This is a genomic window from Flintibacter muris, assembly GCF_943192995.1.
Taxonomy (GTDB): domain Bacteria; phylum Bacillota; class Clostridia; order Oscillospirales; family Oscillospiraceae; genus Lawsonibacter; species Lawsonibacter muris.
In genome coordinates this window covers 1-18,917 of sequence record NZ_CALPCP010000033.1, presented here as the reverse complement: position 1 = coordinate 18,917, position 18,917 = coordinate 1, and the positions used below count along the sequence as shown (strand labels likewise).

Annotated in this window: 24 protein-coding genes; 7 read left to right on the top strand and 17 right to left on the bottom strand. The window is 53.3% G+C overall.

From position 1 onward, the window contains the following. Positions 1–85 precede the first annotated feature (85 nt). The 15 genes from NFS22_RS18010 to NFS22_RS17940 form a co-directional block, all read right to left on the bottom strand. Positions 86–241, bottom strand: coding sequence for a hypothetical protein (locus NFS22_RS18010; RefSeq protein ID WP_251319091.1), 156 nt, complete (start codon positions 239–241; stop codon positions 86–88). Between the two features lie 35 nt (positions 242–276). After that, complete coding sequence (locus NFS22_RS18005; protein WP_251319090.1) at positions 277–912, bottom strand: ABC transporter ATP-binding protein; 636 nt, start codon at positions 910–912, stop codon at positions 277–279. A 1-nt stretch (position 913) separates the two neighbouring features. Beyond that, entirely contained in the window at positions 914–1,777 is an 864-nt protein-coding gene (locus NFS22_RS18000) for a hypothetical protein (RefSeq protein ID WP_251319089.1), read from the bottom strand. A gap of 2 nt (positions 1,778–1,779) precedes the next feature. Continuing rightward, complete coding sequence (locus NFS22_RS17995; protein WP_251319087.1) at positions 1,780–2,610, bottom strand: hypothetical protein; 831 nt, start codon at positions 2,608–2,610, stop codon at positions 1,780–1,782. Between the two features lie 5 nt (positions 2,611–2,615). Then, positions 2,616–3,788: a hypothetical protein gene (locus NFS22_RS17990; protein WP_251319085.1), complete on the bottom strand. Its 1,173-nt coding sequence runs from the start codon at positions 3,786–3,788 to the stop codon at positions 2,616–2,618. 2 nt (positions 3,789–3,790) lie between these two features. Continuing rightward, complete coding sequence (locus NFS22_RS17985; RefSeq protein WP_251319084.1) at positions 3,791–4,339, bottom strand: DUF4825 domain-containing protein; 549 nt, start codon at positions 4,337–4,339, stop codon at positions 3,791–3,793. Further along, a complete protein-coding gene (locus NFS22_RS17980; RefSeq protein WP_251319082.1) occupies positions 4,267–4,575 on the bottom strand; it encodes a hypothetical protein in 309 nt (102 codons plus the stop codon). Before NFS22_RS17980 ends, NFS22_RS17985 begins: the two co-directional genes overlap by 73 nt. Before the next feature lie 125 nt (positions 4,576–4,700). Beyond that, positions 4,701–5,138, bottom strand: coding sequence for a DUF3879 family protein (locus NFS22_RS17975; RefSeq protein ID WP_251319081.1), 438 nt, complete (start codon positions 5,136–5,138; stop codon positions 4,701–4,703). A 50-nt stretch (positions 5,139–5,188) separates the two neighbouring features. Then, entirely contained in the window at positions 5,189–5,950 is a 762-nt protein-coding gene (locus NFS22_RS17970; RefSeq protein ID WP_251319080.1) for a hypothetical protein, read from the bottom strand. Between the two features lie 194 nt (positions 5,951–6,144). Beyond that, positions 6,145–6,582: a hypothetical protein gene (locus tag NFS22_RS17965; RefSeq protein WP_251319078.1), complete on the bottom strand. Its 438-nt coding sequence runs from the start codon at positions 6,580–6,582 to the stop codon at positions 6,145–6,147. 148 nt (positions 6,583–6,730) lie between these two features. Continuing rightward, on the bottom strand, positions 6,731–7,261 hold the full coding sequence (locus NFS22_RS17960) for an RNA polymerase sigma factor (RefSeq protein WP_251319077.1): 531 nt from the start codon (positions 7,259–7,261) through the stop codon (positions 6,731–6,733). Between the two features lie 446 nt (positions 7,262–7,707). Then, positions 7,708–8,268 (bottom strand): hypothetical protein, encoded by a 561-nt coding sequence (locus NFS22_RS17955; protein ID WP_251319076.1) that lies wholly within the window; start codon positions 8,266–8,268, stop codon positions 7,708–7,710. Next, the gene (locus NFS22_RS17950; RefSeq protein ID WP_251319075.1) at positions 8,265–8,822 is read right to left on the bottom strand and encodes an RNA polymerase sigma factor; all 558 of its coding nucleotides are present in this window, start codon (positions 8,820–8,822) and stop codon (positions 8,265–8,267) included. The genes NFS22_RS17955 and NFS22_RS17950 overlap by 4 nt, the downstream gene beginning before the upstream one ends. Positions 8,823–8,946: 124 nt before the next feature. After that, positions 8,947–9,339: a helix-turn-helix domain-containing protein gene (locus NFS22_RS17945; protein WP_016323184.1), complete on the bottom strand. Its 393-nt coding sequence runs from the start codon at positions 9,337–9,339 to the stop codon at positions 8,947–8,949. Positions 9,340–9,482: 143 nt separating this feature from the next. After that, complete coding sequence (locus NFS22_RS17940; RefSeq protein ID WP_251319074.1) at positions 9,483–9,953, bottom strand: hypothetical protein; 471 nt, start codon at positions 9,951–9,953, stop codon at positions 9,483–9,485. Positions 9,954–10,085: 132 nt separating this feature from the next. On the opposite strand from NFS22_RS17940, the gene NFS22_RS17935 reads away from it, so the two are divergent. The 6 genes from NFS22_RS17935 (at position 10,086) to NFS22_RS17910 (ending at position 15,337) form a co-directional block, all read left to right on the top strand. Then, positions 10,086–10,433, top strand: a complete 348-nt coding sequence (locus NFS22_RS17935; RefSeq protein WP_016323186.1) for a helix-turn-helix domain-containing protein — start codon at positions 10,086–10,088, stop codon at positions 10,431–10,433. A 163-nt stretch (positions 10,434–10,596) separates the two neighbouring features. Further along, on the top strand, positions 10,597–10,953 hold the full coding sequence (locus tag NFS22_RS17930; protein WP_251319073.1) for a BlaI/MecI/CopY family transcriptional regulator: 357 nt from the start codon (positions 10,597–10,599) through the stop codon (positions 10,951–10,953). Positions 10,954–10,961: 8 nt separating this feature from the next. Continuing rightward, positions 10,962–12,362, top strand: coding sequence for a M56 family metallopeptidase (locus NFS22_RS17925; RefSeq protein WP_251319071.1), 1,401 nt, complete (start codon positions 10,962–10,964; stop codon positions 12,360–12,362). Positions 12,363–12,841: 479 nt separating this feature from the next. Then, positions 12,842–13,288: a hypothetical protein gene (locus tag NFS22_RS17920; protein WP_251319069.1), complete on the top strand. Its 447-nt coding sequence runs from the start codon at positions 12,842–12,844 to the stop codon at positions 13,286–13,288. A gap of 200 nt (positions 13,289–13,488) precedes the next feature. Continuing rightward, entirely contained in the window at positions 13,489–13,962 is a 474-nt protein-coding gene (locus NFS22_RS17915) for a hypothetical protein (RefSeq protein WP_251319068.1), read from the top strand. 490 nt (positions 13,963–14,452) lie between these two features. Further along, positions 14,453–15,337, top strand: a complete 885-nt coding sequence (locus tag NFS22_RS17910) for a MobA/MobL family protein (protein ID WP_338148011.1) — start codon at positions 14,453–14,455, stop codon at positions 15,335–15,337. A gap of 78 nt (positions 15,338–15,415) precedes the next feature. Here the strand turns inward: NFS22_RS17910 and NFS22_RS17905 are convergent, their stop codons facing one another. Continuing rightward, complete coding sequence (locus NFS22_RS17905; RefSeq protein ID WP_251319067.1) at positions 15,416–16,225, bottom strand: hypothetical protein; 810 nt, start codon at positions 16,223–16,225, stop codon at positions 15,416–15,418. Between the two features lie 412 nt (positions 16,226–16,637). Here NFS22_RS17905 and NFS22_RS17900 point away from each other — a divergent pair, with 412 nt between their 5' ends. Continuing rightward, positions 16,638–17,861 carry an IS110 family RNA-guided transposase gene (locus NFS22_RS17900; RefSeq protein WP_251319066.1) on the top strand — a complete coding sequence of 408 codons (1,224 nt, stop codon included), beginning with the start codon at positions 16,638–16,640 and terminating at the stop codon, positions 17,859–17,861. A gap of 685 nt (positions 17,862–18,546) precedes the next feature. Here NFS22_RS17900 and NFS22_RS17895 read toward each other — a convergent pair. Continuing rightward, positions 18,547–18,917: immunity 42 family protein (locus tag NFS22_RS17895; RefSeq protein ID WP_251319065.1), on the bottom strand; the 371-nt coding region annotated here is incomplete at its 5' end.

Here is an 18,917-nt window from a genome sequence, read left to right as displayed (position 1 = left end):
AGCCGTCCAGGATGCTGGTGTCAAAGGGTTTGCCCCAGTCCCAGCTGGGGTCCTGCTGGTGGACGTACTCGCCCAGCCGGGTGGCCTAGCTGTGGAAGATTTCATTCAGCGTCCACGACGCGCTGAGCCGCTGCTCCGGCGCAAAGTAAACTTGCCCGTCTCTTACCTCAACCATGTCGTTGGCAAATCCCAGCACAAACAAGTGGCTGTCGTCCCACTCTATGGATCGGCTACTCAACATTTATATTCCTTTCACTGAACAGAACATCTAATCACCTATAACCTTGTCAACACCCCGCCTGCCATTTTGCACACACTGTCGCAGAGCAGGTCAATATCCTCCCTGTTGTGGGAGGACAGCAGGATCGTCCTGCCTTGGCTTCTCAGCTCCAGCAGCAGTGCCCGGATGTCTTCAACCCCCTGTTCGTCCAAGCCGTTCAGCGGTTCGTCCAAAATCAGCAGTCTGGGGTCCTCCATAATGGCTTGGGCAATTCCCAGCCGCTGGCGCATCCCCATGGAGTATTTGGATACCCTCTTGTTTTTCGCATCCGCCAGCCCGAGCTGTCCCATACAGTCGTTCAGCCGCTCTTTAGAGGCCCGGCGGTTGATAGCAGCCAGAAGCTCCAGATTTTTCAATCCGCTGTAATAGGGCACGAAGCCCGGCGTCTCAATCAACAGCCCCAGGTCCGGAGGGAAATCCACATCCCGCCCCACCTGGTTTCCATCCACAATAATCCGCCCGGCAGTAGGCCGGATAAAACCGCAGATACACTTCATCAGCATGGTTTTCCCGCTGCCGTTTCGTCCAATGATACCATGGATCTGCCCCTCCTCAAACGAAACGGAAATATCCCGCAGGATTTGGGCCGTCCCAATGGTCAGGCTGACGTTTTCTACTGAGATTATCGCCATATCAATCAAACTCCAACATAGAATCAAAGCTGCGCCGCTTTGCGGTTACGCAGGCCAGAACGGTCATCAGGGCGGCTCCCAGCAGAAAATAGAGCCAACTCACCCACAGAGGGCAGACCAGAGCGCGGAAGTAGGGGTGGTAGTGCAGCCAGGTCAGGGCATGGGCGCAGGGAAAGCCCCACATCCAAGGGCTGTCCAGAATGACGAAGCCAGCCCCCACCAGCAGGAGAGCGGCGTCCGCAGCGATGCCCAGAGGCTTCACACGCAGCAGGCTTGTCGCCAGCAGGACCGCTCCCATCAGGAGCAGACAGAGAAACAGCAGGAGAAAACTCCCGGCCACCGCCGCTCCCGGCCCCATCTGCTGATAGAGATTTTTGGGCAGGAGCGTGGTGACGCTTTTCAGAGCAGCCTCCCCCAGAAGGCCGGCATAATCGGTGGCAACGGCGCTCCAACCCGGGCCGGTAATCGGGGCGTAGGGCAGGGAACACAGCGCCGTCCCCAGCAGCACCGCCCCCAGGTAGGTTGCTGCCGCCATACACAGGTACAGCAGCTCCCCCAGCACCCAGTTCAGCCGGCCCACCCGGTAGAGCTGGAGCAGGAAGCCCCGGTCCATTCGAGGAAAACCGGCCATCAGAATCAGGAACCCGATAGGAAGCATGAGCAGAATCAGAGTGGAATTACAAAGGGCGGCCAGCGGCTCCAGCAGGTGGAACCGAGCCCCGATCTGCCTGCCCGCCTGAGCCAGCGGCTGGACGGCCATGGAGTGAATCAGCGTCAGCAGCACCAGCAGAATGGACATCCGGGGATTGGTCAGCCAGAGGGAATATTCCATTCTGGCGTGCAGGGCTATTTTCCTTGCGCTCATGGTCACACCCCCTTGTCCAAGCGTCGGGACATGCACAGCCGCAGCAGACCCAGCACAGCCACAGCCCCGCCAATCCAAAGTGCCAACCGCCAGGGCTGGTGGCCGGAGAAGCACTGGAATACCGAGGTGGGATAGAACATCATCACCTGAAAGGATTTCTCCATCTCCCCGCAGTCAAACAGGCGGTTGGAGAGCGTGTCCAGAAGATTGCAATAAGTATAGAACAGCGCAAAAGAGACGCAGAGGATAAAATAGGCGTTTTTACTCACCCCAGCCAGCAGCACCGGAAGGAGCGCCGCCACCATGCCAAAGAAAAACGCTCCCGCAAGCTGAGCCAGGACGCCGCTCCAGACTGGGCCGACAATCCACTGGGCCGTCTCCGCCGTCAGGCCAGGGAACAGAATCCAGGAGCACAGGCCATACAGCCCATACCCCACCATGACCACCAGCCCGCCGGAGAGCAGGGCGGACAGCCAGAGGCTGAGACACCGCCGGGTCACGCCGCACCGGGGAAGCAGGAGGCGCAGGTATCCGTTCCGCCGCTCCAGGCAGAAACCGGGGATGGACGGAAGGGCGGCAAGGATAGGGGCGAACATCAGATTATAGGGACCGATCCCGGCCAGGAACAGGTGGTAACCGGAGAGCAGGAACCGGCTGCTGATTTGCTCCGCTGGGTAAGACAGGGCCAGCTCCAGAATCGTGATGCTGCGGCCAGCGTCCACACAGCCCTCCGCAGTGAAGCACAGCGCCCCGAAGAGCAGCGCCGCCGCCCCAAAATCCGCATGGGCCACCGCCCGGTACAGATCGGTTTTCAATAGACGGAAAAATTTCATGGCAGTCACCTGGGCTGGTTGTCCAGAATTTGAATGTCCCCGGTCAGGCAGTTCACATAGAAAATCAATTCGCGGTCCCGCCTGTCCTTGGCGTAAAAAGCCCAGTAGGGAGTGGCGTCGTAGAGATCGTAGCTGGTGCGGTAACGCTGCACCCCGCCCCGGTCGGGCAGACGGTCCCCGGTCTCCTTGTCAAAAAAGCGGTAAGTCTCCTCCGGCTGGTCGGTGCCGGTAATGTTGAGGCGGTATTCCAGGGCCACATCCCGAATCTCCTGGGAGCCGTAGCCGCTGACGGTCTGGCTGAGGATGTCACAGGCGGCGGACAGGGAGACGATCTCCTTGCAGACCGCTCCCGGCTCATACAGCTCTACCATGCCGTGGCCGCCGCCGAAGAAGTCCAGTTCGCCGTTGGGGGTCATACAGGCGGTGATGGAACACAGTTCCACATCTCCGGTCCAGTCGTTTTCCTCACTGGGGCCGGGGAGGGTAAAGGTGGAGGAATCTGGGTATTGCCTTGCCACATCAGAGATGGGGACTCCGTTCCAGCAGGTCTGATAGGTTACCTTGGCAAACTTCTCCCCATCCTCACCGGCGCAGACATACAGATACTTGGGCCGCAGAGTGGTCTGGAGATTTGTCTGGGACAGCCAGTCCGCCGCGAACCGCTCCGCCTGTTCTACCAACGGACCGTTCTCGCCCACATCATCCACGTTTATGTTATAGCTGTGATCCAGCAGTCCGGGGTCTTGGAAATAATGCGCCCATCCCTTGTCCTTGGCGTACATGACGGTCCCGGTACACCAGACCGCCGCATACCAGCCGTCTCCATCCTCTCCCGTCTGGTCGAAAATGGAGGAAAAGGCGTAGGCATAGGTGTCGTCCCAGCGGGATACAGATTGCTCATCCCAGATTTCGTTTGGAATCCACCAGCGCATCAGCTTGTCTCCGTATTCCAGGTCGAAGCAGCCCACCTCCCGAAGTGTGCAGTGGGCCAAATCCTCCGGCACATATACGGAAATTTTGTCCTGGCGGAAGGTCAGGTTCTCGTAGGTTCCCGGCACGAAGCTGGACGCCTCAGCCGCCGCCTGGTCCAGAGGGGTCAGATCGGGGCCGGTCTGGGTTCCGCAGGAGGGCAGAAGCAGCATAACCGCCGCCAGTAACAGCGTAATTCGTCTTTTCATGGTCAACTTCCTCTCGTAGTCAGGCCGGTGTCATAGAAGGAATCCAGGATCATCAACAGCCGCTGAAGATCTGCTGGGGAACGGGTGTAGTCCTTGATACTGGCTTTGGGTTTCCAGTCAGCGCCGTTGGCGGCGTTGTACTCCTCCACCAGAGCGGGCAGGACAGTCTCGTTCACGCTGTCCAGCATCATCCCGGTGTTGACGGTCATACTCAGGTCTGGGGAATCCCCGTAAGCGGGACGCTTGAACAGGGAGTCCTCCAGATTGGCCACCAGCGCCAGGGTAAGCAGATTATAGCAGGTCACAAGACCGAGCTGTTCGCCTGTGGGCCGTTCCGCAAACTCCAGTGTACATTCATAGGGGTGCCTGCTGGTTTGCGAACTGATGGTATAACTGCCCAGACGGTCAGGGAGGTGCAGGATTTCCGCAATGCGGGACAGGGCGGCGAGGTCGTCGCATTGAGGGGCGCGGGCATCCATCAGCTCCAGAGCCAGTGGGGAGATTGCACCCCGTCCTGCCACACCAGTTGCCCGGACCTTCCGCCCAGCCATACCTCCTGCACTCCCTTCAGGGGGATTTCCAGCTCAGTGTCTCCGCTGGAATACAGGGGCGATACCAGCACGTCTCGGGCGTAGATGGAGGTGATGCCGTTCTCCGTCTCCACGTGCCAGCTATGGAAGGCATTGCCAGACCCTACCGACATCAGGGACAAGTGAAGAGTATCCTCTACCACCGCGAACAAGTCTGGATGGAGCTGACCTGTAGGAAGAATGGTTGGCATAGACATTATACAAGCCTCCTTTCTATGAGTTTGAAATGAATGACCGGTTTTTTGTAGTAGACCTGTAGGCTGTGCTTGGTGGATCGTTCTAATAAAAATCAAGGAATCATGTGTATAACAGGTTTCAGACACTATGCCTGCATATCCACGCCCTGCCGGTAGCCGTCCAGGATGCTGGTATCAAAGGGCTTGCCCCAGTCCCAGTTGGGGTCCTGCTGGTGGACGTACTCACCCAGCCGGGTGGCCTCGCTGTGGAAGATTTCATTCAGCGTCCAGGAGGCGCTGAGCCGCTGCTCCGGCGCCAGGGTCATGGTATAGTCCCGAATGACCTTGCTGATGTCCTCGCCGTCGCTGACCCCGTAGCCGTTCTTCATGTGGTCAAAGGCGATCTGCTTGACCTGCTGCACCACGCCCTCGTCCACGGTGACCATCTTGCGGAAGTCGCCGGCGTCGTTCAGGCTCATGCCGGGGGTGCCGTAGGGGTTGACATGGGGCTTGCCCTGCTGCTTCTGGGCCAAATCCCCGATGCGCTGCTGCTGGCGGTTCTGTACCATCTGTGTGATTGTCATAAAAGTAACCTCCTGATGATTTGATGATTGCGTTTCACTGATGTTACCCATTACTCATAAATAGAATCTATCATCTGCTTCAGCTCCTCCGTGGTAACAGCTCCATTGATAAAACACTCAGCCGGGCCATTGGCCCAAAGTGCCACGGACCGACCTGCGTTAGTAGTCAGTAAATGGGTAATGCCTCCTGCTTCATAAGGGACTGGGTCCCCTTCATCCTTACAAATATCACCGAAATTGTCGTGAGTGCGTTTATCATATTCCAAGTGGATACTTATTTGACTGCTAATCGTATCTTGTCCTCTACAATACAGCGAAGCAAAAACGATTAGATTTGGATTGCTTTCATTATCCACGATGAGTTCTTCCAGCACAAACCCTTCTGGTAGCCATTTGGGAACTACAGAACGGTTTAAGCCGTAAGCCGTAAGCGCCTCCTGGAGATCGGTGTACTCTCCCGGTTCCTCCGGAATATGGAGGTCGTCCGGGTCTATGTATTCAATCTGCCCCGGCGCGAGGGTGATCTTCTCCGCCGTCCACTCGGCCAGCATCCGCCACATATCATAGCCAGCGGCGGCGGTTGCCACTGTGAGCAGCAGCAGGAGCGCTACCAGCGCCGCGACAAGCTGCCCGGTCCGCAGCAATCTGTGCCGGGCAGGATGGTCCGCCCGCCGAATCAGCTGCTTCATTTTTCGCTCAAACTCCGGGGAAAAGTCATGCTCCGGTAGTTCCTCCAGAAGATCACCGTACTCCAGCCGAGCCGCGTCCAGTATCACCCGGCGGGCCAGGTCGTCCAATACCTGATCTGTCATGGGAATCCCTCCTCTCTCGTTGTGTCGCTCTGGGGCGTGACTGCCCGGCAGCCACAAAATCCCCCTCTACTATGATTAACGCAGCGAGAGGCCGGATTCTCACAGGATTTTCAAAAATTTTTGAGAAAAATTTTTTACGATAATGTTATCGCACTGGGTCTGATTATTTTCATAGGTATGCACCTTTTGAAACGTCAAAAACTTATTTTGAACCAGAACCAATGTGCTATAATCCTCTCAGTTTGCTCATAGTTATCTCCGTCTGCTTCCTGCCATGTCCATCCATCCTCATTCTGAATAAAATTTAACTTTACCCCTTGAAAACCGATTGGTATATCATTTTCAGAATAATAAAATCCTTCGTATGTGGTTGCGGGTCCTATACCAAAACTATTTGTCAAAAACTCCACCGCTCCAACATCTTTATAGTAGTCCACCGACCAATTCCTATATGTTGAAACTATTTTGCCTACTTCCATAGTGTCACTAACGAATTGTGATAAATGCGCTTGATTTTCTCGGACATAACTAAAAATTTCCGACTTTGAGTCTTTTTTCTGTAATACCACTGTGAATAGAACCCCAACGATAGCAATAACACATAAGAATATCCCAAGATGTTTTCTTTTCATATCGCACCTCACAGTTTGAAATAATTCGGTAAAATCTCAAAAGCGAAAATCCGCCTCTCACTATGCTTAACGCAATGAGGAGGCGGATTCTCACAGAAAAATCCAAAGTATCTGAAAAATTTTGCGGCCTTTTGGCGCGGAGGATATTCTACGCCTCCAACAAGAAGCCCTCCCGCTCCACAATATCCCGCAGAAGCTGGCGTCCCCGGCTGATCCGGGTACTGACCGCCGTTTTACTCAGGCCCAGCTTGGCGGCGATCTCTCCATCGGAGTACCCGGACAGCAGTTTCATCTCCATGACGGCCCGGTAGGTCCGAGGCAGACGGGTGAAGCTGTCCACCAGCGCGTGGTAGTCGCTGATAGACTCCGACGGCTCGGCAAGGCCGTCCCAATCCTCCAGCGGGGCTTCTCCCCTCTGCTTCCTCTGGAGCGAAATGGCCTCATTTCTGGCGATGACCGCAACCTGCGGGGCCAGATCCTTTGCCGGAGTGTTCTGAAACCTGGAAAATTTTTTGATGATTCGCAAAAAAGCGTTATGCACCGCGTCCTCCGCGTCCTGGCGGTTGTGCAGGATGTCCTCCGCCACATGGTACATGAGGCCCCGGTATTTCAGATAAATCTGCTCAAACCGAATCTTTTCCTCCGGCGTGTCGAGCATTTGCAGATAATAGACCAGCATCGGCAGTCCCTCCCGTTCCCGGAATCTGGGCATGGTTCAGGTATATAACCTCTTATCTATTATCGGCAAATGGGGCGAAAAGTTAAGATTTGCGGGGTTAAGGGGGGGGTATGCGCACCTATGGCGCATCCGGTTCGCTGGGTTCGTCTGGAATTACCTTTTCTATATCTGCGGAATACTCTTCACCCTGTTCTGTGTTCCTGTGTGGATCAACGTACCCGTAGTCCCTATTTAGGGGGTACTCCGCAACCCTGTTCAAAAGAAAGTTGAGGGCAAAAGCGTGGAAAAGAGCCCAAAACAGGCTTTATAACCTTATCGAAACAAGGAAATATGGGGAAAGCATGGTCCATTCCTGCCCGCATATAGAGGGGACAATTTGTCAAGTGCAAGGGTTTTGATATACTTTCTGCAAAAAACCTTGCACTTTGAACTCCCATTTTTGCCCCCTAACCCTTGCAGGGCAATGGCTTTGAGGTTGCGGAGTACTCCCTATTTACTTCGGCATTGCCTGTAACATACCATGCAGGCTCGTTACCGTCCTGGGTCTGGAGCGCAGAATGACTGAGCCGCTTGCCTCCCTCGAAAAAGAGAATTTCCGTCCATCCAATACTATCTATCTCGCCTCCAACCAAGATAACATGGGCAATATGTTGCTCATCAACAAAATCATAACGAAAATAGGTCGTTTCAGAGCAGTATTCCGTAATATCTGAATTATCAAGGGTGAAGTAAACTCGCCCGTCTCTTACCTCGGCCATGTCGTTGGCAACTCCCGACACAAACAAGTGGTTGTCGTCCCACTCTACAGAGCTGCCGTTCAACATCTCAAAAATTATTGGCATGGCAGTATAGCCCACCAGCATCAGTACCGCTACTGCTGCCGCAACGATCATCCATTTATGACGGCTATATGGTCCCGCCTTGCGTCCACAAATGGTATCCTCGCTACGCTCCAGAATATCGTCATCCACTGCACGAACAGCGGTGTATATGTCTATGCTTCTCATGAATACCCCTCTTTCGCAAGTTTTACTCTGAGTTTCTTCCGTGTCCGGCTCAGGATCACTGAGATATTGTTTTCTGTCAGGCCATACCGCCCGGCGATAGAGGCCACCGGCTCCGTGAAGAAGTACCGGCGCACGAACACATTCCCGTCCCGCTCCAGCAGGCCCCGGACGAAGCGCCGGATACACTCCTCCAGCTCCTTGACCTCGTATGCCGCCTCCGCGTCCGTCCCGCCGGCCAGACAGTCCGCCAGTTCATCCAGCACAAGGATGATCTCCCCGCCGCCGCGCTTCTCCGCGCTGCGGGCGTTGAAGCGGTTGACGGACAGATTGCGGGTGATCTTTGCCAGGAACATCCGCAACACATTGGGCCTCTGGGGCGGCATCGCGTTCCAGGCGTGGAGCCAGGTGTCGTTGACGCACTCCTCGGAGTCCTCCGCATTGTTCAGAATGTGATCCGCTATGGTGAAGCAGTAGGCCCCGTATTTGCTGGATGTTTCGGATATAGCGTCCGCGTTCTTCTGCCAGTACAGCTCTATAATCTGGCGATCTTCCATGCGATCCCACCTCTCTGCCTTTTGAAGGTCCCTTCACCCTATAAGACAGCAAAAGGCAGGCAAACCTTACATCAGTTTTCAAAAAATTTTCTACAGATGGTATAACCAAACCAATCCGCCAAACCTACGACTCTCTTGCTTCTTTTAATAGGTCTTCTGGAGTGGTATCAAACAGCTTCGCCAAAGCTATCAGGTTTGATGTGCTGGGATCAGAAATACCGCCTTCCCATTTTGACACCGCCTGTCGGCTGACCCCTAAATATTCCGCCACAAACTCCTGTGTCATTTTGTTATTGGTTCGATGATTTTTGATTACTTCTCCCAATGCTTTCTTGGATACTCTCTTTTCTTCGCGCACCTCACTTGATTTGTTATAAGTTCTTAGGGCTTTTATCAGCAAATAGGAAATATAGAGAACTCCCACAATGATTCCGTAAGGGATGATAACGCCCCATCCTGCAACAATGATGCAAAGAATGAGAACACATATAGCAATCTTCGCTGGTAAGAATTTCATAGTGACACTCCTTCTGATTACAAATTTGCGATAGGCCTATCAGCGATTATACTATAGCAAACTCACTCTGCTTTTTCTACCAACTATCGCGCAACTTTGCTGGTTGCAACGAGAAATGGAATACAAAAATCGAGAAAAAGTATCTATACAAGGACACTATACTCAGACACCCTCGCCAGATTTTTTACATGAATCAGCCCCTTTTTCTCTCTTTTCATGGCGTACTCCACCAGCTCCCACGCATTGCTGACCGTGTACCGGGCGTAGGCGATGAGGAACTGACTGTTGTCCACCATGTATCGGTTGGCCCGGACGATTGCCAGCTTCCGCGGGACTGTCTCCATCCCTGGCGGATAAAAGGAGCCGTCGAAACCGGCGGGAGTAAAGGACCGCTCCGCTGGATGGTAGGGCCGCAGATAGAACAACAGGATATCCGGGTGCTGCTTCTTCGCCTTCCGGACGGCCTGTGCCGCCAGCAAGTCAAACCTACCATAATTGCCAACCACAAACTGATCCACGCCGTCCTCCACGATGCGTGCCTCTATCGCGGCGGACAGGGAGGGGAGGATGCTGTCCGGAGCGTCCCGGTGGCCAATGAAAAAGCAGGTACTCATTTTTCTCCATATCCTTGTCAGATTTTTCTCCGCAACTATGCTTATAAAGTCTGTTGCACTTACGGGTTATTATAACATAGCCAAGTTGCACTTACAATACAAGTATCTAAAATATCGGGGGATACTTGCAGTATGATTGACTACAAAACGGTTGGGCTGCGCATTCGTGCGGTACGCCTGGAGAAGAAACTGACGCAGGAAAAGCTGGCGGAGGCCGCTGGGGTAGGGGTCACGCATATCAGCCACATTGAGACCGGCAACAGCATCCCCAGTCTTCAGGTCACGGTGGATATTGTCAACGCACTGGGCTGTTCTATGGACGAGCTGCTGTGCATGGACGTGGAGCAGGCCCGGCCTGTGCGGGACAGCTGGCTGGGGGAGCTGGTAGCGGATTGCAGCGATGAGGAAGTCAAGCTGATCACCGACACCGTTCTTGCGTTGAAAGCCTCCCTGCGTCGGCTGAACATCACGGAGCGGTGATTTTTCTCTGCGCTTCATTCTACTGTTTCCGGATGAACCCACGACTCGGCAGAAACGCATATCTGTACTTTTATCTTGACTATAAATATAGTCATTGACAAGTCCTGACGATTGTGATAGACTCCTTCTTGACTATGGCCATAGTCAAGAAGGAGTTATTACTATGTCGACAAAATTAACAGACGCTGAATTGAAGGTTATGGATGTATTATGGGAAGAAGGTGAGCTGTCCGCAGTTGAACTGGCAAAAAAAATGAACGCCCGCATTGGCTGGGCGCGCAACACCACATATACGGTTGCCAAGAAGCTGGTTGAGAAAGGAGCGGTGAAACGACGTGACCCGTTTATCTGCCAAGCAGCCATATCCAGGAAATCCGTCCAGCGGGAGGAGGCCACGGAGCTGATCGACAAGCTCTTTGACGGCTCTGCGGAGCTGTTCCTGTCGGCCTATATCAGTGGGAAGAAGTTGTCCAGCGACGAGATTGACGGCCTGCGGCGGATCGTGGAAAAGCTGAAATGAGGGGGCCTATGAATATTGTTCAAATGAGCGTGCAGGCAGGGGTGCTGATTGCGGCCATCGTGATCGTCCGCGCCATCACGCTGTACCGGCTTCCTAAAACCAGCTTTCTGGCATTGTGGGGAGTTGTCGTCGCAAGGCTGCTGATCCCCTTTTCCCTCACGTCGAGGTGGAGCGTTTACAACCTGTTTTCCGGACTGTGGAGCCACGAGGACACGACGGTTCCCACCGGCAGCTATGTGACGGTCTGGGGCGATCAGGCCCAGGTTCCGGCATCGCCTGAAGCCGCCGGCGGGCCGGCGGGAGCCACACTGTCCATTCCTCTGCTGACTGCCCTGTGGATGGTTGGCACAGTGGTGCTTGTTGTGGTATTCGCCATCCTGCTGGCAAAGAATTACCGGGCACTCAGGGCCGCCGTTCCCGTGGAAGACCACGCCGTTATCACGAAATGGCGGGAGGAGTACCGGCTGCTCCGGCCTCTGGCAATCGTCCGCTCTGACAAGGTAAGCTCCCCGGCCTCCATCGGCATCCTGCGGCCGCGCATCATCTTCCCGCAAGGGATGGATTTGGACAATGAGCAGCTGGTTCGCTATATCCTTGTCCATGAATACGTCCATATCCGCCGCTTCGATACGCTGTGGAAGCTGCTGGCCCTGTGCGCGGTGTGCGTCCACTGGTTCAACCCCCTGGTTTGGGTGATGCTGGTTCTTCTCAACCGTGACCTGGAGCTGTCCTGCGATGAAATGGTTCTGCGGCATTTCGGTGGGACAGAGCGGGCGTCCTACGCCCATTCGCTGATCGACATGGCGGAGCGGGGCCGTCCCTTCTCCTTCATGCACAGCTACTTTAGTAAGAACGCCGCAGAAGAAAGGATTATTGCAATTATGAAATACAAGAAAACATCACTTCTGGCCGTCGTGCTTGCCCTCGCCCTGACCCTTGGCATGGCGACCGGATTTACAACGGGGGCCGTGGCGAAGGAGAGCGATTCCGCCCTGCCGTCCGGCCAGCCCCCGGTTTCTGAGGGCAGCAGCGAAGAGGCTGGGCCGCAGGATACCGACAGCACATTGGGCGGCTTGGCGTCAGTGAACCGTGGGGACGAACGCAAATTCACCCCGGAGGAATGGGCTGAGATTTTGAAAAAGGTCGAGGCCGGAGAAATCCTGCTCTTTGAGACAGCGGAAGAGGAGCGGGCGTTTTGGGAGGATGAGGACAATGCCGCCCTCAAGGAATCTCTGCTTTCAAAAGGGAGCAATAGTGTGAAGTGGAAATATCTCCCTATCATAGAAAGCGTTCTGGCGGGAGAGGTCGAAGCAGACACGATGCTGGGAGACGGCGCAGAGTACCAAGTCAAATTGGTTGAGGGCAACGGTATGGAGTACCAGTGGATCTCCGTGAGTGAAGTTTCCTGAGAAAAGGGCAAGTATGTTCTTTATGTGAAAAACATCGGGAAAACCAGTGCCGGCTTCTCTATCAGCTACCTCATTCAATAAAGGAAGCAAAGTCCCGCTGGCCCTGCCTGTTTGGTGGAGCCGTTTATAGGAGATAAGTCCAAAAGCGCCGCCTGTGTCATAGACATGGGCGGCGCTTTTTCTGAAATGATTTGAACAGTTTGCTTGTCGCCCATACAGCGCAGGAGGATGGCGCAGACGGGAGCGCGGCGCAGACGGGAGCGCGGCGCAGGGGTAACAGGCTTGCGGAGCGAGGCCGGGGGATTGCGTACTACTCTGCCCCGGCCTCGTTGGGCGTTACTGCACCTCTATTGAGCGCCGAAGGAAAACTTATAGAAATGAAGTAGTGGACATTTTTTGCACCTAATGATAAAATACCCCCATAGAAGCATATAAAGACTGTTATATATTCTTTAAAAACAATAATTAGGTGCAATCTTATGTCAGAACATATTGTTAAGATAATTCCCAAAGACCCCTTTTGCAAAGTTTCCGAGCCAACACTTCAATCTGTAAAAACTTTTCTCGAAACAAGGATACATTGTGACTTTATTGAAGTTGAGTTCAATGAAGCCCCGGTGTTTGTTGATTGTGGCACAAATCTCGAAACAATTTCTTGCCCTCAATGTGGTGCAAAACTTGACTTTGATTGGTGGGGAAATGTTATGGATGAGGTTGCCGATAATTCGTTCACATCCTTGGAAGCAGAAACACCCTGTTGCAAAAAACAGATTTCGCTTAATGACCTTAACTATGACTTCCCTTGTGGGTTTGCCTGTTGTCTAATATGTATTTATAACCCAGAACAAATTGTTGACGATAAAATTATAGATGCTGTTCAAAACATTCTTGGTATTTGTATCCATATCGTTGAGGCACATCTTTGACCAACACCCACAGCAAGCAAACTTCCACCCAGCCTGCGTGACCGAGGTACGCATGGGCAACACCGGTCTCACCGTTTCTAATGCTTCTGCCAACGGCGTAGACCGATGGAATAATCTATCATGTAAAGTAAGGGCATTCCTGCAATAAATATCCAAAAATAGTAATGTGTTATACTGAAAAACAGAGGGGAGGGATTGGGATGAAGCTACACCGTGTTTTGAAGTGGATCGTCCGGCTGCCTGTTTTGCTAATGGCACTGGTAGTTCTGTACGAAGTGGTTGGGCTGGCCGTAAACCACGCCGCCAGCGCCCAACAGACCAGAGATATCGTCCGGACCCTGAGAGCGGGGCTGTCCCAGGTGGAGATTGTGGACCGCTATACCGAGACAGGCAACACCGCCGGAACAGGGAACCATGTGGATATGCTGTCTGCGGTCATCTTGCGGACAGAGTCAGGATGGGAAGAGATTATAAAAGTTTGCCAGAAATATGACGGCTTAGACGAGTGGTCGTTCTGGGTCAAGAGCATGGAAGAGGTCAAAGCTGCCCGGGAGAAGTACCCTGGCATATACCCTTTTCTGGAGGAGATGGCAGTCCCTGGGGGAGCGGAGGACTGCTGGCTCTTGTACATGAACACCAGCGCTCCTTTTGTGAACAACATAGAGGGACATTGATACGATATGATTGCAAACAGTCCGCCCTGGCAAACAGGGCGGACTGCCAGATGCTGGCGATGTGTCAGGAGCGGAAAAAGCAGAAGTCCTCCCTGATGCTGACCCGCAAGGAACGCATCGCCGCCTGTGTCGCGGAGCTTCAAAAGCTGGAACAGCAGCAGGAACGGCACAGGCAGGAGAAGTTCCGGGTCTACGAGGATTTCAGCGGCGGGGCGCTGACAAAGGATGCCTACCTGAAACAGCGGGCAGAGATAGACAGCAGACTCGCCGCCGCAAAAGCCGAACAGGAGGCACAGGAACAGCTTTTATCTGAACTGGAGCATCTGGCCGTTCAGGGTAAGGTGCAGGAGGATGATGTGTTCACCTCCTTTGCCGGGGCAACGGAACTGACGGCGGAACTGGCGCAGACATTCATCAAGGAAGTGCTGGTGTCCTCTACCACCGAGATCGAGATCGTCTGGAAGTTCCGGGATGTGTTTGATATGCAGGGATATGCAAGGCCATCCCCGCCACCGACTGGAACGAGCAGACCAAGGCCGAGGAATGGCGGGCAGCGTGGGCGCAGCTTTGCAACCGGGCGTTGGAGCAGTACGGACACAACCAGCGCATCGACCACCGCAGCTATGAGCGGCAGGGCATCGACCAAATCCCCACCGTCCATTTAGGCGTTGCCGCTTCCGCTATGGAGAAGCGCGGCATCCGCACCGAGCGCGGCGATCTGAACAGGGAAATCGAAGTGACAAATCAGAAACTCCGGCAACTGAAGGCCCGTATCGCCAAGCTGCAAAAGTGGCTGAAAGAGGAACAGGCGAACACCGAGCCGCCCACCCTTGCCGACTATATCCAGAGCATTTTGTCACGCAAGGCACAGGCGGGGAAGTCGGGATATTCCCAATCGCTGTATAACCTCAAGGACGCGGCGAAAATGCTGAGTTTCCTGCAAGCCAACAATATCATGGATATAGCGGGGCTTGATGAAAAATTCAAGTCCATGATAGGGGAGCAACTGGACATTCAAGGAAAGCTGAAGCCCGTTGAGCGGCGGCTTGCCACGCTGAAAAAGCACATCGAGCAATCGGACATTTATTTCAAGTACAAGGGAAAAAAGAAGCTGACCGAAGCCGAGCAAATCCTGTTTACGGCGGCGCGGGACTACCTCAAGGGCGTGATGAACGGTAAGACCGCCATTCCGACAAAGACATGGAAATCGGAGTATGCTAAGCTGACCGCCGAGAGGGAAACGCTCAATCAGCGGTATATTGCGCTGAAAGCGGAAGTAAAAGAAGCCGAGCAGATACGAAAGAGCGTTTACAGTATCTTGCGGCAGGAACAGAGGGAACACGCACAGCGCAGGACGCAGGATATGGAGCGGTAACAAGCAGGGCGGCGGGATAGATTAACCCCGCCGCCTATCCAGTGTTGTTATATGCCGTTCCGTTGGCGGCTGGAATATTTAAAGAAGTTCTTTTTTCTTCAACCGTATAGTTTTGCCCTCTGGAGACAGTATGACCCCCCATGTTTTGTTTAGCGCAGCTTGTTCCAAATCCTGCATATAATCTAAAATTCGGGCCTCTATGTCAGCATCCCTATTTTTAATGATTGTAAGCAGTTCTTGTATAGAAGAATATTCCTCTTGAATACGGGGGTCCTTGTAGCAATCAATGTGTTTCTTATTCCCTTGCAATGCTCGTTCCAACAGAGGGACGCTATCAGTGATGTTCCCCTCCCATATTCTGTTATGCCCTCGTGCCATATGCCATACAGCGTTGTCGGTTCCTGGATTTATCCCACATCTCAGGGTGCAGTACCTCCGTTGCTCACATAACGAAAAATATTGTTCAAAGTTGATTGTGTCAAGAACAGCGATTACCTCTGTTTTAATCTGCGGGCCGACTACCTCATCCCAAACTGCTTTCATCTGCTCACTGTCATAGACCCATTTAATATTATTCATATCAATGCCGACCATATAATAGTTATTAAAGAATTTTACACTGCCATCATTTGTCTTGCGGGGAAAGACCACATTATCTGCAAAAATAACATCTATAAAAGAAGTCGTGGGAGATACGCCAAAACGAATTTCTGTGTGTGAATATGAAATTTCCGGGCGTACTATTTGTATCAAATGCCCCTTGATGCGTACCAAGGTTTTGGCTCTCCGGGGGCTCAATACAAAGCCGTTTGCTTCACATAGCGCCTTTGTTTGCCGATAGACAAATTTGTTTAAATCGGCGGTACTCCAATATTTTTCGGCATCCATAATGAACCCCCTTAAATTCAAAATCTATTTGTTCAAGTATAGCATATTTCTCCACCGCAAACAATCCCCGTTCTATGTCCGTTCCGCCTATCCAGACTGTCAAGGCCGGGTAGTATTTTTTCGCACAGAGCGCGAAAAAATCTCCTACAATAAAGTTACGGTAAAAGGCACGGCAGCCAGCCGTGTCTTTTGTCGTCTCAAAGCTGAAGCTGTAGAATGAGGGAGTAAATGGCCTGACACAAAAAATCCTGGGCCAACACGCCCGTAGTGGAGTCAGTCAGCCGTCTCCCTCATTCGCAGCATTCGATTTGCGCAGGTAGAGCCATCATTCGGTGCGCTCGCGTCAACCAGGAGATTGAACAAGCGGCGAGAAACAGGGGCGGACGCCATATCAATCACACAGGAGGAGATCATGAACGCAGTAGGAATTGACGTATCGAAAGGGAAGAGCATGATGGCGGCCCTGCGGCCAATGGGTGAAGTTGCTCTGCCGCCAAAGGAGTATCCGCACACCGAGGTTGGCCTGGAGCGGATGGCGCTGGACATCCTCGCGCTTGGGGAAGATACCAGGGCGCTCATGGAGGCCACAGGCCGGTATCATGAGCCAGTGGCGGCGGCGCTGCATGAGTACGGTATTCGTGTGACAGTGCTGAATCCGCTGTTCATCAAGCAGAGCGGAGGCGGTTCCATCCGCAAGGTCAAGACCGACAAGGCTGATGCGATGAAGATTGCCAAGTACGCTCTTGACAACTGGGTGAACCTGCGGGAATATACCCCTATGGAAGCGATTAGAGAACAACTGAAGCTGTGCTCCCGCCAGTACAATCTCTACATGAAGAATGTGGTGGTGCTGCAGAACAATCTTATTTCCCTCACTGACAAAGTCTTTCCGGGTGTAAACGAGCTGTTTACCAGTCCGGAACGCACCGATGGCAGCCAGAAGTGGATTGATTTCGTCATAGCATTCTGGCATTGCGAGTGTATTTGTCTGGTCAGCGAAGCGGCCTTCACCGAGCGCTACCGCAAGTGGTGCAAGCGGAAAGGCTACCAGTTCAGCGCACAGAAAGCGGCGGAATTGTATATGGACAGCATGGGTCATATCACGACCCTGCCCAGGAACAGCAACACCAAGCTGCTCATCACCACTGCGGCAAAGGAGCTGGCCTCCGCCAAAGCCACGCTGGCTGTCCTGCGCGCTGAGATGACCCGGTTGGCCCAGCAGCTCCCGGAGTATGAGACAGTCCGGGCCATGTACGGTGTGGGTGAAACTACTGCCGTTCAGTTGATGGCGGAGATTGGCGATGTGCGCCGGTTCCCTCGGCGCAGTTCCATCGTGAGCTTCGCCGGCGTTGATCCGGCGGTGGATGACTCCGGAAAGCACATCTCCAAGAGCAATCCCACAACAAAGCGAGGTTCTCCACACCTGCGCAAGACGTTGTATCAGGTCGTCCGCACCTATCTCCGCAAGGCCCCTGTTGACGAGCCAGTGTACCAATTCCTGGACAAGAAGCGGGCCGAGGGCAAACCGTATTTCGTCTATATGACCGCTGCTCAGAACAAGTTCCTGCGCATCTACTACGCCAGGGTCAAAGAGTGTCTTATTGCCGCTGATACTAAGGAGCTTTCCGAGAATTAACTGACACTGAAATCTACGGTTTATTCGGTCTGCAAAAAATTCACTTTTGCAGGCTTGGTTTATTGTACCCTTTTTCGCTCCCCTAAAATTTTTCTATTTTAGGGCTTGACTTTTGTTTGCAGGACTCCACTCTGCCCCCTTGACTGTCTGGATTTTTGCCGTTGCAATTTCGCCGCCGAAAACGGGGAACAGGATTTGACAATCCTGCCCCCCGCTTTCGTCCGCTCCATTTTAACGGCAAAACCGTCTGCACTACTGCGGCGGCTATTGGTTGGTAGGTTATGCGGTGGCTCTGCCCCCGCGCCCCCGACCTCTCCCGAAGAACAGGATAAGGGCAAATGCGGAACCGGCGGGCGCAGGATATGGGACGAACGCAGGGCGGCGGGGATTGTCCCGATGTGTTGGAATGATTATACCACAGCCCCGGCCCGCATTCAAGAAAAATTCGATAATCGCCGCCAGCAAACGGAAGCGCCCAGGTGTGGACATTTAGGCTTGCGGCACAGCCCCCAAACCCGCATGAATACGGGCTTCCTGGGCCGCTCCAAGCCCCGGCGCGGGGCGGGGTAAGGGTTTTTATACTACCCACCCCCGAAAACGGCTTTTAACTGTCCGCGGGGCTTTTCCTGCCTGATTTTTCCCATCCCTTGAAAAGTTCCTCTTGACAAAAATCCTAAAGGCAATTTTAGATGTTTAATACCTCATTCCAACCTTCTACTGGGTCAATCAGGACAGCAAACTTGTACGGATTTCCTAATATCATTCTTTTCTCCTTTGCAATGGTATAACTTTGCGTCCGCCGCCCGGACAGCGTGACCGAGGTACGCATGGGCAACACCGGCCTCACCGTTTGTGATACTTCTGCCAACGGCGTAGGCCAACGGAATAATCTATCATGTAAAGCAAGGGCATTCCTGCAATGAATATCCAAAAATAGTGACTGGTAAAAAGAAAGAAACATATATCCTTTAGGATATTCCAGCCTGTCGAAAAGAGGCCTGTCTGTCTTCATTACCAGACAGGCCACAAAGTTAATGAGGGATAAAATGTAGGAAG